This is a genomic window from Nocardioides marinisabuli, from assembly GCF_013466785.1.
GTDB classification, from domain to species: domain Bacteria; phylum Actinomycetota; class Actinomycetes; order Propionibacteriales; family Nocardioidaceae; genus Nocardioides; species Nocardioides marinisabuli.
This window is the reverse complement of record NZ_CP059163.1, coordinates 363,451-379,215: the sequence shown is the minus strand read 5'-3', so window position 1 is coordinate 379,215 and position 15,765 is coordinate 363,451. Positions and strand designations below refer to the sequence as shown.

Genomic DNA, 15,765 nt, shown 5'->3' with positions numbered 1-15,765 from the left:
GCGTGCGGGCGGCTGTCGGTGCCGGGTGGTCGAATGGTCGCCATGAGGAGCCCCGCACCGTCGACCACGTACCGGCTGGCCGCGCCGCAGCAGGCGGCCGCGGTGCCGGTCCTCGACGAGCACCAGCGCCGCGTGCTGGAGCACCCCGGCGGTCCGCTGCTCGTGCTGGCGGGCCCCGGCACCGGCAAGACGACGACGCTGGTCGAGACGATCGTGCACCGCATCGAGCAGGGCGCCCGGCCCGAGCAGGTGCTGGCACTGACGTTCTCCCGCAAGGCGGCCGAGCAGCTGCGCGACCGGGTCACGGCCCGGCTGGGCCTGACCTCGGCGGTCGCGATCGGCACGACGTTCCACTCCTTCGCCTACGGCCTGATCCGCCAGCACCAGCCCGCCGAGCTCTACGAGGGCCCGCTGCAGCTGCTCAGCGCGCCCGAGCAGGACGTCGTGCTCCAGCAGCTGCTGACCGACGCCCCCGAGTCGGTGCGCTGGCCCGAGGGGCTGCGCCACGCGGTCGGCACCCGCGGCTTCGCCGGGGAGGTGCAGGCGGTGCTCGCCCGTGCCCGCGAGAAGGGGCTCGACGGCGAGGAGCTGCGCCGGCTGGGCGCCGAGGAGGGTCGCGACGAGCTCGTGGCCGCCGGGTGGTTCCTCGACCAGTACCTCGACGTGCTCGACTCGCGCGGCGCCATCGACTACGCCGACCTGATCCGCCGGGCGGCGATCCTGGCCGAGCAGCACCGCGACGAGCTGCGTGCCACCTACCGCCACGTGTTCGTCGACGAGTACCAGGACACCGACCCCGGCCAGGTGGCGCTGCTGCAGGCGCTGGCGGGCGACGGGCGCGACCTGACCGTGGTCGGCGACCCGCACCAGTCGATCTACGCGTTCCGCGGCGCCGAGGTGCGCGGCATCCTGGAGTTCCCCACGACCTTCCCGCGCCGCGACGGCAGCCCTGCCGGCACCGTGGTGCTGCGCGGCACCCGGCGCTTCGGCGCCTCGCTGCTGCGCTGCTCCCAGCGGGTGGCTGCCCGGCTGCCGCTCATCGGCACCATCGAGAGCGGCGCGCGCGAGGACTTCCTCGCGCCGGTGCCGGTCGGCGACCACGGCGACGGGCGGGTGCACGTGCTGACCTTCGACACCGAGCGCGCGGAGGCCGAGCACCTGGCCGACACGCTGCGTCGTGCCCACCTCGAGGACGGCGTCGCCTGGGACGACATGGCGGTGCTGGTGCGCTCGGGGCGCACGTCGATCCCGCCGCTGCGCAGGTCCCTGCTGGCGGCCGGGGTGCCGGTCGAGGTCGCCGGCGACGACACCCCGCTGGTGGGCGAGCCCGCCGTCCGCACGCTCGTCGACGCCCTCACGGCGGTGCTGCACCTCGACGAGGACGACCCCCGCAGCGTCGACCACCTCGATGCCCAGCACGCGCACGCGCTGCTGCACTCCCACCTGGCCGGCCTCGACGCGGCCGACGTGCGGGTGCTGGCCCGGCTGCTGCGCACCCGGGAGAAGGAGCGCGTCGCCGAGGCCGGTGAGGGCACGGCCCCCCGCAGCTCGCCCGAGCTGCTGCGGGCCGCCGTCGTCGACGGCAGCGTCCTCGAGGACCTCGCCGGCACGCCGGGGGGCGACCTGCCGGCCGTGGCCCGGGCCGCGCGGCTGGCGCGGCTGCTGCGCGAGGCCCGCGGGCTCGTGGAGGGCGGCGCCTCGGCCGAGGAGGTGCTGTGGCACCTGTGGTCCGGCACCGACTGGCCGGCCCGGCTGCAGAGCGCCTCGACGCGTGGCGGGCAGGGCGGGCGCAGCGCCCACCGCGACCTCGACGCGGTCTGCGCCCTCTTCGACGAGGCGGCCCGGGTCGAGGAGCGGCGCGGGCACACCGCCCTGGCCTCGTTCCTCTCCACCCTCGTGGCCCAGCAGATCCCCGCCGACACCCTGGCCGAGCAGGGCATCCGCGGCGAGGCGGTGCGCCTGCTCACCGCCCACCGCTCCAAGGGGCTGGAGTGGCGCCTGGTCGTCGTGGCGCACGTGCAGGAGGAGGGCTGGCCCGACCTGCGCCGCCGCTCCACCCTGCTGCAGGCCGACCGCATCGGCAGCGGGCACCTGGTGCCGCCGACGTCCGCGCGCGAGCTGCTGGCCGACGAGCGCCGGCTGTTCTACGTCGCCTGCACCCGCGCCCGCGAGCGGCTCGTGGTGACCGCGGTCGCCTCGCCCGACGAGGACGGCGAGCAGGCCTCCCGGTTCCTCGCCGAGCTCGGTCCCACGCCCCAGCACGTGCAGGGCCGGCCGCGCCGGCCCCTCTCGCTGGCCGGGCTGGTCGCCGAGCTGCGCCGCACCGTGGCCGACGACACCCAGTCCAAGGTGCTGCGCCACGCCGCCGCCGAGCGGCTCGCGCGCCTGGTCGCCCAGCACCGCGAGGGTGCCGCCTGGGTGCCGGCCGCCGACCCGGCCACCTGGTGGGGCACCCGCGCCTTCTCGGCCTCCGAGCAGCCGGTGCGCGCGCCCGACGAGCCGGTGCGCCTCTCGGCCAGTGCGCTGACCACGCTCGAGCAGTGCCCGGCGAAGTGGTTCCTGGAGTCGGAGGCAGGCGGTGCCCGGGCCGCCACCCAGGCCCAGGGCTTCGGCAACGTGGTGCACGCGCTCGCCGACCGCATCAGCCGCGGCGAGGTCGACCTCTCGGGGCCCGACCCCGTGGAGGCGCTGATGGCGCACGTCGACGCCGTCTGGGCGCGGCTGCCCTTCCGCACCCCCTGGTCGGGCGGGCGCGAGCGCGAGGAGGTGCGCAAGGCCCTGACCCGCTTCCTGGCCTGGCACCAGCGTCCCGACGCGCGCGAGGTGCTGGCCACCGAGCAGCGCATCAGCACCCGGGTCGGGCTGCCCGACGGCCAGCAGGTGCACCTGCACGGGTACGCCGACCGGCTCGAGGTCGACGCGGAGGGCCGGGTGGTCGTCATCGACCTCAAGACCAGCAAGTACAAGCCGACGGGGGAGGAGATCGCGGTGCACCCCCAGCTGGGGCTCTACCAGCTCGCCGTCGAGCACGGCGCCGTCGACGAGGTGCTCAGCGCCCACCGGGGCGAGCCCGCCACCGCCGAGCCGGGCGGCGCCGAGCTGTGGCAGCTGCGGCACGAGGCGCGCGGTCGCCTCACGGTCCAGGCGCAGGCGCCGCAGCAAGCCGACGAGCAGGGGGTCCGACCGATCGAGCAGCAGCTGATGTCCGCGGCCCGCGCGGTGCGCGAGGAGGACTTCGTGGCCAGGCCCGGCAAGCACTGCGACTTCTGCGACTTCCAGCCCCTGTGCCCGGCCAAGACCTCGGGCACGGTGCTCTCGTGAGCGCGGCGGGCACCCGCGAGGTGCGCACCCCCGAGGACCTCCAGGCGGTCATGCAGTCGGAGTTCCCGCCCAGCCCCGAGCAGTGGGAGGCGATCCGGGCCCCGCTCGAGCCGGCCGTGGTGGTCGCCGGCGCCGGGTCGGGCAAGACGACGCTGATGGCGGCGCGGGTGGTCTACCTGGTGGTGACCGGGCAGGTGCGCCCCGACGAGGTCCTCGGCCTGACCTTCACCACCAAGGCGGCCAGCGAGCTGCGCCAGCGCATCCGCGACGCCCTCGAGCGGGCCGGCTTCGGCCCCGGGGGCCCGGGCGAGCAGGAGGAGCAGGGCGAGGAGGAGGAGCAGGGCGAGGAGGCCGTCGAGCTGCTCGAGCCGACCGTGTCGACGTACAACGCCTACGCCTCCGCGCTGCTCTCCGAGCACGGGCTGCGCATCGGTCACGAGCCCGACACCCGGGTGATGGCCGACGCGTCGCGCTACCAGCTCGCGGCGCGGGTCATCGACCGGCACACCGGCCGCGTCGAGCTGCTCTCCGACAGCCCGCGGCACGTCATCGACTACGTGCTGCGCCTCGAGGGCGCCCTGGGCGAGCACCTGGTCGACATCGCCGACCTGCGCGCCTTCGACGCGGCGCAGGCGCCGCGCTTCGCCGAGGCGCTGCTGGCCGGGCCCAAGAAGACCCGCGACGACGTCGCCAGCGCCTTCGCCCGCCGTGCCGAGGCCCTCGACCTGGTCGAGGAGTACCAGCGGCTCAAGCAGGCGCTGGGGCTGATGGACTTCTCCGACCAGATCGCGCTGGCCGCCCGGCTGGCCGAGAGCCACGCCGAGGTGGGCGAGCAGGAGCGCGGCAAGTACCGCGTGGTCCTGCTCGACGAGTACCAGGACACCTCGGTGGCCCAGGCCCGGATGCTGCGGCGCCTCTTCGGCGGGGGCCACCCGGTGATGGCGGTGGGCGACCCCAACCAGGCGATCTACGGCTGGCGCGGTGCGTCGGTCTCCAACATCCTGCGCTTCGACGAGGACTTCCCCCGCGGCGACGGGGGCGAGGTGGCGCGCTTCCGGCTCAGCGTCAACCGGCGCTCCGACACCCGCATCCTCGAGGTCGCCAACGCGCTGGCCGACCCGCTCTACCGGCAGTTCCCGATGGTGGCGCCGCTGCGCTCGGGCACGTCGGCGACCGGCGAGGTCGACGTCGCGGTCCACGAGACCTACGCCGAGGAGCTGGGCTGGCTCGCCGACCAGGTCCGGGCCGCGCGTGCCGCCGGCACGCCGTGGCGCGAGGTCGGGGTGCTGGTGCGCGACAACGCGCACGCCGCCGACGTCTTCGACGCGCTCAGCGCGGCGGAGGTCCCGGTGGAGATCGTCGGCCTCAGCGGCCTGCTGCGCCTGCCCGAGGTGGCCGAGGTGCTCGCGACCCTGACGCTGCTGGAGGACCTCACCGCCAACGCCGACCTGCTCACCCTGCTGACCGGTCCGCGGTGGGCGGTCGGCCCGCGCGACCTGGCGCTGCTGGGCCAGCGCGCCGAGCAGCTGGCCGGGGCGCGACGGGGGCGCGCCGCCGAGAGCGGGCGCGCCGTGGCCGAGGAGCTCGAGCAGGCGGTCGCGGGCGCCGACCCCACCGAGGTGCCGGCCCTGTGCGACGCGCTCGACGACCCCGGCGACCTGCCGTACTCCGCGGCGGCCCTGGAGCGCTTCGCGCTGCTGGGCGCCGAGCTGCGGATGCTGCGCGCCCACGTCGGGGAGCCGCTGCTCGAGCTGGTGCGACGCATCATCGAGACCTGCGGCATCGACCTCGAGCTGGCCGCCTCGGTCAGCGAGGCCGCCCGGGCCCGCCGCGACAACCTCGACATCTTCGTCAAGGCGGTGGCCGACTTCCAGGCCATCGACGGGTCGGTCAGCCTGACCTCGCTGCTGGCCTGGCTCCAGGCCGAGGACGAGCTCGGCAACGGGCTCGACGCGGCCACCCCCTCGGAGGCCGACTCGGTCAAGCTGCTGACGGTGCACCGCGCCAAGGGGCTGGAGTGGGACGTGGTGTTCCTGGTCGGCACCTGCCGCGACAAGTTCCCCCACACCCGCAGCCGCGGCCTGTGGCCGCGCCGCCTCGAGATGCTGCCGACCCCGCTGCGCGGTGACGAGCGCGACCTGCCCCGGCTGGTGGGCCACGACGCCGACGCGCTCAAGCGCCTCGACACCGAGACCAAGGCGCACGAGGCCACCGAGGAGCTGCGCCTGGGCTACGTGGCCTTCACCCGGGCGCGGCACCGGCTCGTCGTCTCCTCCTACGTGTGGACCGAGGGCCGCAAGGGCGGCCTGGGCCCCTCGCCCTACCAGGTCGTCGTCCGCGACTTCCTGGCCCTGGCCGGCGTCGCGCCCCTGGCCTGGCGCGAGTGCCCCGACAAGAGCGAGGTCAACCCCCTGCTGCAGGCCGAGGTGCCCGTGCACCCCTGGCCGGTCACCGAGCACACCGCGGAGGCGCTGCGTCGTCTCGAGGCCTCCGAGCTGGTCGCCGAGGCCGTCGAGCAGCTGGCCGCCGGGCGCGGCGGCGAGTGGGACCAGCAGGCCGACCTCGTGGAGCGCTCGGTCCTCGACACCTGGGACGACGAGCTCGAGCGGCTGCTGGCCGAGGCCCGCCGTGACCGGAGCCCGGTGGTCGAGGTGCCGCTGCCGGGCTCCATCTCGGTGACCGCGCTCTCGCGCCTGCGCGACGACCCGGCCACGTTCGCGCGCGAGCTGGTGCGTCCGATGCCCCGGCCGCCGTCGGCGGCCGCCCGCTTCGGCACCCGCTTCCACGCGTGGGTCGAGGCGCGCTTCGGCCAGCAGCCGCTGCTCGACCCCGACGACCTGCCCGGGCGCGGTGACGAGGGCATCGACGACGCCGCCGACCTCGAGGAGCTGGTGGCACGCTTCGAGGCCGGTCCCTTCGCCGACCGGGTGCCGCACGCGGTCGAGGCGCCCTTCGCGCTGGTGCTCGCCGGGCAGGTCGTGCGCGGGCGCATCGACGCGGTCTTCCGGGAGCCCGACGGCTCGTTCCTGCTCGTCGACTGGAAGACCAACCGCGGCACCGACGCCGACCCGCTGCAGCTCGCGCTCTACCGCACCGCCTGGGCAGAGCTCGAGGGCCTCGAGATCGAGCAGGTGCGGGCGGGGTTCTACTACGTGCGCTCCGGCGCCCTGGTCGAGCCCGCCGACCTGCCGGGCCGCGAGGAGCTCGAGGCGCTGCTGGGCGGGTCGTAGGGTCGGGGGATGAGCGCAGAGCAGCGGGTCGTCGTGGTGGTCGGGGCGGGGCCGGGTGTGAGCGGGTCCCTGGCGCGGCGCTGCGCCGCCGAGGGCTGGCACGTGGGGCTGGTCGGCAACGACGAGACGGTGCTCGCCGACCTGGCCTCGACGCTGGTGCCGGCCCGGGTGGAGCGGCGGGTCGCCGACGCCGCCGACCCGCACACCGGGGGCAGCGCCGTCGCCGACCTCGGTCGCCGCTTCGGGCGCATCGACCTGCTGCACGTCAACCCCAGCGCCTACCGCGAGGCCGACCCGATGCACCTGGGCGTCGACGAGATCCTCGACGACGTCCGCCTCGGCGTCGGTGCGCTGCTGGTCGCGGTGCAGGCCGCGCACCCCTACCTGCGACCCGGCTCCCGGGTCACCGTCACCGGTTCGATGGCCGCCGACGAGCCGTCGGCGGCGGCGGCGTCCCTGGGGGTGCAGAAGGCCGGGGTGCGCAACCTGGTGCACTCCCTCGACGCGACCCTGGCGCCCGAGGGGGTGCGCGCGGTCTCGGTGACGGTGCGCGGGGCGCTGGCCCGCGAGGGCACCTTCAGCCACGACGCGGTGGGCGACGCCCTCTGGCGGGCCGCCCACCAGGATCCCGCCGCCTGGCGGTCCGAGGTCCCCTACCCGGCCTGATCCGCGGCGTCGGGCCCGGCGGCGAGCGCCCGCAGCACGCCGAGGGCCGCGTGCCGGCCCGCACGGTTGGCGCCGACCGTGCTGGCCGAGGGGCCGTAGCCGACCAGCTGCACGCGCGGGTCGTCGACCGCGGTGGTGCCGTGGTGGTCGAGGCGGATGCCGCCCTCGGGGGAGCGCAGCCGCAGCGGGGCCAGGTGCCGCACGGCCGGTCGGAAGCCGGTGGCCCACACCACCGCCTGGGCGGCCTCGAACCGGCCGTCGGCCCACCGCACGCCCCCGGGCTCCATCGAGGCGAACATCGGCTGCCGGTCGTAGGCGCCCAGCGCGGCGGCGGCGCGCTCCTGCTCGCGCAGCGCCAGGCCGGTCACGCCCACCACGCTGGCCGGGGGCAGGCCGCGGCGTACCCGGTCCTCGACCAGGGCGACCGCCGCGCGGCCGACCTCGGGGGTGAAGTCGTCGGTGCGCCACACGGGTTCGCGCCGGGTCACCCAGAGGGTCTCGGTGACGAGCGCGACCTCGCCGAGCAGCTGCACGGCCGACGCGCCGCCCCCGACGACGACGGTGCGCAGCCCCCGGAACGCCTCGGCGCCGGGGTAGTCGCGGGTGTGCACCTGGAGCCCGTCGAAGTCGCGCGCGCCCGGGTAGGCCGGGACGTAGGGCTGCGACCAGGTGCCGGTGGCGTTGACCAGTGTGCGGGTGGTGAGGCTCCGCGCGCCCGCGTGCACGGTGAGCAGGCCGTCCGGGCCGTCGGTGACCCGGTCGACCCGCACGGGACGCAGCACCGGCAGGTCGTGGTGGCGCTCGTAGTCGGCGAAGTACGCCGGGACCGCCCGGTTGGCGGGCCGCTCGTCGCGAGCCGGTGGCCGGGCCTCCTGCTCGCCCGGCGCCTGCGGCAGCTCGTGCACACCGTGCACGTCGGCCATGCTCAGCGAGTCCCACCGGTGCTGCCAGGCGCCGCCCGGTGCCTCGTCGGCGTCGAGCACCAGGTGGCGCACCCCACGACGGGCCAGGTGGAACGAGGCCGAGAGCCCGGCCTGCCCCGCGCCGAGGACGACGCTGTCGTAGATGTCCACGTGGACCCAACGCCCCGGTGGCGGGTGCTGTTCCACGCGCTACCGTCGCGGTCGTGAGCTACCCGCACGAGCTGATGGCAGCCGACCCCCACGACCGAGCGGCGCTGCACCGCACCGACGACGCCTGGCTCGACGAGCGCTGGGCCGACCCCGGCAGCCGGGTCCTGGTCGTCTCCGGGACCCGCATCCGCCCCGTCGGGGGCAGGATCGACTGGGTGGCGCCGGCCGAGGCCCCGGAGGGCCTGCGCGTGCTGCTGGGGGAGTGGGACGGGCGGGCGTGGTTCGCGGTGGTCACCGACGCCGGGCTCTCCCGCCAGGGCGAGGGCTGGGTGCCGCTGCGCGGTCTGCTGCCCTCCCTGGCCGACGACGCGCTGGCCTACGCACCGCTGGTCTTCCACGCCCTGGGCCTGGCCGAGTGGCTCTTCGTCACCCGCTTCTGCCCCCGGTGCGCGGGCGACCTCGAGCCCCGCAAGTCGGGCCACGAGCTGGTCTGCACCCGCTGCGGCAAGGCGCAGTTCCCGCGCACCGACCCCGCCGTGATCATGGTCGTCACCCACGGGGAGCCCGGCAGCGACGACGAGCGCTGCCTGCTGGGGCGCCAGTCGGTGTGGCCCGAGGGCCGGTTCTCGACCTTGGCGGGCTTCTGCGAGCCGGGGGAGAGCCTCGAGGACGCCGTGCGCCGCGAGGTGCTGGAGGAGACCGGCGTGCACGTCGGCGAGGTCGACTACTTCGGCAACCAGCCGTGGCCGCTGCCGGCGAGCCTGATGGTGGGCTTCACCGCCCGCGCGACCACCACCGAGATCCAGGTCGACCACGACGAGCTCGAGGACGCCCGCTGGTTCACCCGCCGCGAGATGCGCGAGCAGGCCGAGGCGGGCAGCCTCGTGCTGCCGGGCGGGGTCTCGATCAGCCGCTCGCTGGTCGAGCACTGGTACGGCGGACCCCTGCCCGGCCACTGGTGACGCACCGAGCCGGCCCGTTCAAACGGGCCGGCTCGGGCTCAGGCCAGCGAGGCCAGCTTGTCCTTGACCTGCACCAGCGAGGGGTTCGTCATCGCGCTGCCGTCGGAGAAGACCAGCGTCGGCACGGTCTGGTTGCCGTTGTTGACCTTCTCGACGACGTCGGCGGCCGAGGGGTCCTGCTCGATGTCGACGATCGTGAAGGGGATGCCCTCGCGCTCGAGCTGCGACTTCAGGCGGTGGCAGTAGCCGCACCACGGCGTGCTGTACATGGTGAACCCGGTGGTGGGCGTGCTCTCCACAGGTGCTTCGGTGCTCATCTCGGGCTGTCGCCTCCGGCATCTAGGGTGTGATCGGTCCTCCTGCCAACCACGTCCGAAGCGGAGTTGTTCCCCCTGATGCCCGACCCCGACGCCCTGCTCTCCGCGCTCGACCCCGAGCAGCGCCAGGTCGCGGAGGCGCTGCGCGGCCCGGTGCGGGTGCTGGCGGGTGCCGGCACCGGCAAGACCCGGGCGATCACGCACCGCATCGCCTACGGCGTGGCCTCCGGCGTCTACACCCCGACCGAGGTCCTCGCGGTCACCTTCACCACCCGTGCCGCGGGCGAGATGCGCCAGCGGCTGCGCACCATGGGCGCCGGTGCGGTGCAGGCGCGCACCTTCCACGCCGCGGCGCTGCGCCAGCTGCGCTACTTCTGGCCCCACGTGCACGGCACCGAGCTGCCGCGGCTGACCGAGTCGAAGATCCCGCTGCTCGCCGGTGCCGCGCGCCGCCAGCGGGTGCGCGTCGACCAGGCGCTGCTGCGCGACCTGGCCTCCGAGGTCGAGTGGGCCAAGGTCAGCAACGTCCACCCCGACGACTACGCCAAGGTCGCCACCCGCCGCGGGCGCAGCGTCACCGGCCACGACGCCGACACGGTCGCGCGCATCTTCGCCGCCTACGAGGACGTCAAGCGCGGCGAGGGCCGGATGGACATGGAGGACATCCTGCTGCTGACCGCGGGCCTGCTCGCCGACGACGAGCGGGTGGCCGCGCAGGTGCGCCGGCAGTACAAGTACTTCGTCGTCGACGAGTTCCAGGACGTCTCGCCGCTGCAGTCGGCGCTGCTCGACCTGTGGCTCGGTGGGCGCGAGGAGCTGTGCGTGGTTGGCGACCCGGCACAGACCATCTACTCCTTCGCCGGCGCCAACGCCGACTACCTGCGCGACTTCCCGGCCAAGCACCCCGGCACCACCTCGGTCGAGCTGGTGCGCAACTACCGCTCCACCCCCGAGGTGGTCTCGGCCGCCAACGCCCTCCTGGAGGGCTCGAGCACCACCAGCGTCTCGCTGCGCTCCCAGCGCCCGTCGGGTCGCGCGGTCGACTACCGCTCCGCGCCCGACGAGGTCTCCGAGGCCGAGGCGGTGGCCGCGCGCATCCTGCAGCTGCGCGAGGCGGGCACGTCCCTGGGGGAGGTGGCGATCCTCTTCCGCATCAACGCCCAGTCCGAGACCTTCGAGGACGCGCTCGCGGCCCGCAAGATCCCCTACGTCATCCGCGGCGCCGCGCGCTTCTTCGACCGGCCCGAGGTGCGCGAGGCGGTGACGCGGATCCGCGGCGCCGCCCGCAGCGGCGCGGGTGAGGAGCTCGTCGAGCTGGTGCGCTCGACGCTGGCCGGCATGGGCTGGACGTCCTCGCCCCCGACCGGGCGCGGCCAGACCCGGGACCGTTGGGAGTCCTGGCAGGCCCTGGTCGACCAGGCCGAGGAGTTCGCGGCCGGTGAGGGCACGCAGCACGACGACCCGGCCGGGGCCTTCGTCGACGACCTCGACCGCCGCGCCGCCGAGCAGCACGCCCCGGTGGCCGAGGGCGTCACCCTGGCGACCTTCCACGCCGCCAAGGGCCTGGAGTGGGACCACGTGTTCTGCTGCGGGCTCCAGGACGGCACCCTGCCGATCACCTACGCCGACACCCCCGCGGCGGTGGAGGAGGAGCGCCGGCTGCTCTACGTCGGCATGACCCGGGCCCGCCTCGAGCTCTCCTGCTCCTGGTCGCTGGCGCGCAACCCCGGCGGGCGCGGCTCGCGCAAGCCCTCGAGGTTCCTCGACCCGCTGCTGCCCGAGGAGGCCCGGCCGCGCCCCGCCGGCTCGACCCGCGCGGGGCGCGCGATGAGCTGCCGCGAGTGCGGCACCCCGCTGCGCACGCCCGCCGACAAGAAGCGTGCCCGCTGCGAGGACTGCCCGGCCTCCTACGACGAGGAGCTGTTCGAGCGGCTGCGCGAGTGGCGCAGGGAGCGCGCCGGCGAGGAGAAGGTGCCCGCCTTCGTGGTGTTCTCCGACGCCACCCTCGAGCTCATCGCCGAGCAGAAGCCGCAGACCGAGCAGGCCCTGCTGCGCATCGCCGGGATCGGCCGCTCCAAGCTCGACAAGTACGGCGAGGACGTGCTCGGCCTGGTCGGCTGAGCGGGCGTCGGGGACCCCCGCAGAAAAAGTTCTGGAAATAGCCAATAAATGGTTTGCCCCTTACACGAGGGGGCCGCTAGTTTACTCAGCACCAGCAAACGCGCACCGGGGCAGTGACGACGCCCGCGCACCGGACGAGAAGGAGGTGGAGCAGATGTTCAGCACTCAGATCGCGATGACGGCCACGACCGCCGCGACGACTGCGCGCCCGTACGGCACCACCCTGCCCATGTCCGGTCACGTCGTCGATCGCGACCGTCGCGGCGTCCTCGGCGCCGTGAAGGGCCAGGCCGGCTTCGCCGCCGCCCGGGGGACCTCTGCCTGGAGACCACCGACCTGCTGAGAGCAGTCGTCGATGAGCCTCCAGGCCGCGGAACCCGAAACCGGGATCCGCGGCCTTTGTCTTTGCCAGCAGCGGCCCCACCCCAGTCCGTCGAGAGATCGACGAGCAGTTCCCACCCGCTACCAGGTCGACAAGGAGGTGACATCCATGACCATCAGTGTTCTCGACCGCACAGAGCCCTCGCTCGGGCAGCTGCACGACCAGGCCGACCCCGAGCAGATGCCCTGCCGGGTCGCCAACCCCGAGCTCTGGTTCGCCGAGTCCCCCCAGGACGTCGAGCAGGCCAAGGCGCTCTGCCTCGACTGCCCCGTGCGCCAGCTGTGCCTCGCCGGAGCCCTCGAGCGTCGCGAGCCCTGGGGCGTGTGGGGAGGCGAGCTCTTCCTCCAAGGCGTCGTGATCCCGCGCAAGCGGCCCCGCGGCCGGCCCCGCAAGAACGAGCAGGCGGCCTGACCGGCAGCACCCCACCGCAGCACCCACCGCAGCATCCACAGAGAGACGACCACCATGCACATCCAGCCGGACAGCCTCGCCGCGGCGCAGATCAGCGCCCGGCTCGACGAGGCGGACCGACGACGGCGCCATCACGAGCTGGCCCGTGCGCACCGCTTCAGCCGACGTGCTGAGCGGGCCGCGGCCCAGGCCCGTACCGCCCTCGCCCGGGCGCTCTGAGCGCCACCACCTCGTCAGGGAGACAGAGACCTCATGACCACGACCACGAACCGGAGCACGAAGATGAACTTGATGCACGAGAACCTGGCCCGCATACAAATGGCCGAGCGCCTGGGAGAGGCGCAGTCCCTTCGCCGCGGGCACCACCTGGCCCGGGCCCAGCGTCTGGGCCGCAAGGCCGAGACCGCCGCCCAGCAGGCGCGACTGGCCCTGGCCCGCGCGCTGTGACGAGGAGGAGCCGGGCACGACACCTGTCGTGCCCGGCTCCTTCGTGTGTCCGGCCGCGTGCCCACCCGCGCCGTGCCACAGTGGAGGGCATGCGCACCTGTGACTTCTGCGGCCGCCAGGAGGACGACGACGCAGCGACGCTGGCCTGGTCGACGGCGGTGGAGCGCGGTCGCACCCGGACGTTCTGCGACATCTGCTCGCGCGAGCACGTGCGCGCGATGGAGGGCAAGCTCGACTCCGACTGGTGGTGAGCCGGTGGTGGGTCAGCCGGCCGCCAGCACGTCCCAGGCACAGCCGCAGTGCGGGTGGCGCAGCAGCGCGACGTGCTCGGGTGCCAGGTCGGGGCCCAGCGTGGTCGTCGCCGACCACGTCGAGGGCCTCTCCCCGTCGAGGTGGCGGACCACGTCGCGCGCTGCCCAGGCCGTGGCCAGGGCGCGCAGCGCCGGGTCGCTGGGCTCGGCGGACCCGCCCGCCCGGCGGGCGTGCTGGGCCAGCACGACCGCCCGCCGCGGGTCGCGCTCGGCCGCGTGGGCGTCGAGGCAGCGCAGGCAGGCGGTGCGGCCGGGCACCACGAACGGTCCGACGACGTAGTGCTCCAGCCGGGCGGTGACGAGCAGGTGCGGCACCTGCTGGCGCACCAGCTCGTCGACCACCTCGCGGTCGGGCTCGTGACCGACGAGGAGCACGAGCGTCGGGTCGAGTCCCATCGCGGGCTCGTGCAGCCCGACGCCCGAGGCCCCGAGGAGCCCGAGGGCCTCGGCGCGCAGGTCGGGCCGGGCCTCGACGCGCACCCGCGCCCGCGCGCGCTCGCGCAGGCGGCGGGGGGCGTCGACGGGGGCCTCGCAGAACGCGGCAGCCACCCCGGCGGGGTCGAGGCCACCCGCGGACCGGGCGCCGCGCAGGCAGTCGTCGAGCGCGTCGGAGCCGACCAGCAGACCGGCCGCGGCCAGCGCGGTCAGCGCACCGCTCGCGCGCGGGCCCTCGGGTGCCGGGTCGGCGTACGCGCCGGGGGACTCCAGCGAGCGCAGGAGGGCGCGGACCTCGGGGTGGTCGGGGAGCACCACCCGGCGCGGGGCACCGAGCCCCACCTGCAGGTGGCGGTCGTCGCGGCGGTAGATCCCGGCGCCCGGCAGCAACCGGGGCCGCTGCGGCAGCGCGGGCAGCGAGGGCGGCGGGGGAGACGAGCTCATGGGTCCTTCCTACCCACTGCCAGCCGCTCCGCACCCCGTCCTCCACAGCCCCGGGCGCGACGACGGCCCCGGACCTGTGGTCCGGGGCCGTCGAGGGTGGTGCGCAGGTGCGTCGTCGGGAGGCTCAGGCCTTGCCGAGGATGCGGTTGAGGTTGGTGCTGCAGACGGGGCAGACGGCCTTGGCCATGCGGGTGCCCTTGTCGTTCACCTTCACCTCGCCCTCCGCCTCGCGCTTCTCCTTGCACTTCACGCAGTAGAACTCGCCGCTCCAGGTCTCCGCCATGACGGCCTCCTTGCCTGTCTCACTCGGGTCGCCGCGGCGGGTGCACCGGGCCGCCACGACCCTACGGCACCCGGGGGCCGCCGTGGCGGAGGAAATCCCCGACACTGGTGCAGCACAGGCTGTGGACAGACCTGTGGACGAACCGGTGTACACGGTGGACGAGCGGCCTGTTCACGGGGGAGGAACCTGTGGACGGGCGTTGTCGGGACGGCCCCGTAGGCTGCCCTGACCAGCACCGACACCCCTCCACCGGCTGTGGAGGACGACCCCTCGGAGGAGCCGCGTGGCTGAGCAGACCCCCGGAGAGCAGGGCACCGGAGAGCAGGCGTACGACGACGGGCCCGTCGCCGCGCTGCGCCGGATCGCGTTCCTGCTGGAGCGGGGTCGCGAGGACACCTACAAGGTCAAGGCGTTCCGGGGCGCGGCGGCGGCGATCCTGCCGCTGGGGGAGGAGGCCGTCGCGGCGGCCGTCGCCGACGGCACGATCCGCCGTGTCGAGGGGGTGGGGCCCAGCACCGCGACGGTCATCGAGCAGGCGGTGCGCGGGCAGCGCCCCGACCGGCTGGCGCGCGCCGAGGCCGAGCACGGCGGACCCCTGGTCAGCGGCGGCGAGGAGCTGCACGCGCTGCTGCGCGGCGACCTGCACTCGCACTCCGACTGGTCCGACGGCGGCTCACCGATCGAGGAGATGGCCTTCAGTGCGATCGAGCTGGGCCGCGAGTACCAGGTGCTGACCGACCACTCGCCCCGGCTCAAGGTCGCCCGCGGGCTCTCGGCCGAGCGGCTGGCGCGCCAGCTCGACGTCGTCGACGCCGTCAACGACCACCTCGCGGGGTCCGGCTTCACGCTGCTCAAGGGCATCGAGGTCGACATCCTCGACGACGGCGGCCTCGACCAGAGCGACGACATGCTCGACCGGCTCGACGTGCGGGTGGCCAGCGTGCACTCCAAGCTGAAGATGGAGGCCGACGCGATGACCCGGCGGATGGTGGCCGCGGTGCGCAACCCCCGGGTCAACGTGCTGGGCCACTGCACCGGGCGCCTGGTCACCGGCGGACGCGGCAGGCGCGCGGAGTCGACCTTCGACGCGCAGGCCGTCTTCGAGGCGTGCGCCGAGACCGGCACGGCGGTCGAGATCAACTCCCGGCCCGAGCGGCGCGACCCGCCGACCCGCCTGCTCGAGCTCGCCCGCGACCTGGGCTGCCTCTTCTCCATCGACTCCGACGCCCACGCGCCGGGCCAGCTCGACTTCCTGGCCTACGGTGCCGAGCGCGCCGAGGCGGCGGGCATCGATCCCGACCGGATCGTCAACACCTGGCCCAAGCAGCGCCTGCTGGAGTGGGCGAGGAGCTAGCCTTCGGG

At 75.0% G+C, this 15,765-nt stretch carries 15 protein-coding genes; 11 read left to right on the top strand and 4 right to left on the bottom strand.

What is annotated here, in order from left to right:
- Positions 1–42: 42 nt before the first annotated feature.
- The 3 genes from H0S66_RS01815 to H0S66_RS01805 are packed head-to-tail and all read left to right on the top strand — an operon-like array spanning position 43 to position 7,217.
- Positions 43–3,321 carry an ATP-dependent helicase gene (locus H0S66_RS01815; protein ID WP_179613859.1) on the top strand — a complete coding sequence of 1,093 codons (3,279 nt, stop codon included), beginning with the start codon at positions 43–45 and terminating at the stop codon, positions 3,319–3,321.
- Positions 3,318–6,551: an ATP-dependent helicase gene (locus H0S66_RS01810; protein WP_258017060.1), complete on the top strand. Its 3,234-nt coding sequence runs from the start codon at positions 3,318–3,320 to the stop codon at positions 6,549–6,551. The genes H0S66_RS01815 and H0S66_RS01810 overlap by 4 nt, the downstream gene beginning before the upstream one ends.
- 9 nt (positions 6,552–6,560) lie before the next feature.
- Positions 6,561–7,217: an SDR family NAD(P)-dependent oxidoreductase gene (locus H0S66_RS01805; RefSeq protein WP_179613858.1), complete on the top strand. Its 657-nt coding sequence runs from the start codon at positions 6,561–6,563 to the stop codon at positions 7,215–7,217.
- On the opposite strand, the gene H0S66_RS01800 is transcribed toward H0S66_RS01805, so the two are convergent.
- Positions 7,205–8,290: an NAD(P)-binding domain-containing protein gene (locus H0S66_RS01800; RefSeq protein ID WP_179613857.1), complete on the bottom strand. Its 1,086-nt coding sequence runs from the start codon at positions 8,288–8,290 to the stop codon at positions 7,205–7,207. The two genes, H0S66_RS01805 and H0S66_RS01800, sit on opposite strands and share 13 nt — an antisense overlap.
- A gap of 53 nt (positions 8,291–8,343) precedes the next feature.
- On the opposite strand from H0S66_RS01800, the gene nudC reads away from it, so the two are divergent.
- A complete protein-coding gene (gene nudC, locus H0S66_RS01795; protein ID WP_179613856.1) occupies positions 8,344–9,252 on the top strand; it encodes an NAD(+) diphosphatase in 909 nt (302 codons plus the stop codon).
- Between the two features lie 38 nt (positions 9,253–9,290).
- Here the strand turns inward: nudC and H0S66_RS01790 are convergent, their stop codons facing one another.
- Complete coding sequence (locus tag H0S66_RS01790; protein ID WP_179613855.1) at positions 9,291–9,569, bottom strand: mycoredoxin; 279 nt, start codon at positions 9,567–9,569, stop codon at positions 9,291–9,293.
- A 78-nt stretch (positions 9,570–9,647) separates the two neighbouring features.
- Between H0S66_RS01790 and H0S66_RS01785 the strand changes: the two genes are divergently transcribed.
- The 6 genes from H0S66_RS01785 (at position 9,648) to H0S66_RS01760 (ending at position 13,181) form a co-directional block, all read left to right on the top strand.
- Complete coding sequence (locus tag H0S66_RS01785; RefSeq protein WP_179613854.1) at positions 9,648–11,690, top strand: ATP-dependent DNA helicase UvrD2; 2,043 nt, start codon at positions 9,648–9,650, stop codon at positions 11,688–11,690.
- A gap of 145 nt (positions 11,691–11,835) precedes the next feature.
- Positions 11,836–12,033 carry a hypothetical protein gene (locus H0S66_RS01780; protein WP_179613853.1) on the top strand — a complete coding sequence of 66 codons (198 nt, stop codon included), beginning with the start codon at positions 11,836–11,838 and terminating at the stop codon, positions 12,031–12,033.
- A gap of 147 nt (positions 12,034–12,180) precedes the next feature.
- Positions 12,181–12,483 (top strand): WhiB family transcriptional regulator, encoded by a 303-nt coding sequence (locus tag H0S66_RS01775; protein WP_179613852.1) that lies wholly within the window; start codon positions 12,181–12,183, stop codon positions 12,481–12,483.
- Positions 12,484–12,537: 54 nt separating this feature from the next.
- A complete protein-coding gene (locus H0S66_RS01770; RefSeq protein WP_179613851.1) occupies positions 12,538–12,702 on the top strand; it encodes a hypothetical protein in 165 nt (54 codons plus the stop codon).
- 33 nt (positions 12,703–12,735) lie between these two features.
- Positions 12,736–12,930: a hypothetical protein gene (locus H0S66_RS01765; RefSeq protein WP_179613850.1), complete on the top strand. Its 195-nt coding sequence runs from the start codon at positions 12,736–12,738 to the stop codon at positions 12,928–12,930.
- 89 nt (positions 12,931–13,019) lie between these two features.
- Positions 13,020–13,181: a hypothetical protein gene (locus H0S66_RS01760; RefSeq protein WP_179613849.1), complete on the top strand. Its 162-nt coding sequence runs from the start codon at positions 13,020–13,022 to the stop codon at positions 13,179–13,181.
- 12 nt (positions 13,182–13,193) lie between these two features.
- On the opposite strand, the gene H0S66_RS01755 is transcribed toward H0S66_RS01760, so the two are convergent.
- Both H0S66_RS01755 and H0S66_RS01750 read right to left on the bottom strand, forming a co-directional pair.
- Positions 13,194–14,120: a TOMM precursor leader peptide-binding protein gene (locus H0S66_RS01755; RefSeq protein ID WP_179613848.1), complete on the bottom strand. Its 927-nt coding sequence runs from the start codon at positions 14,118–14,120 to the stop codon at positions 13,194–13,196.
- 124 nt (positions 14,121–14,244) lie between these two features.
- The gene (locus H0S66_RS01750; protein WP_091115022.1) at positions 14,245–14,403 is read right to left on the bottom strand and encodes a DUF5679 domain-containing protein; all 159 of its coding nucleotides are present in this window, start codon (positions 14,401–14,403) and stop codon (positions 14,245–14,247) included.
- Between the two features lie 283 nt (positions 14,404–14,686).
- Here H0S66_RS01750 and H0S66_RS01745 point away from each other — a divergent pair, with 283 nt between their 5' ends.
- Positions 14,687–15,757, top strand: a complete 1,071-nt coding sequence (locus tag H0S66_RS01745) for a PHP domain-containing protein (RefSeq protein ID WP_179613847.1) — start codon at positions 14,687–14,689, stop codon at positions 15,755–15,757.
- The last annotated feature ends 8 nt before the right edge of the window (positions 15,758–15,765 follow it).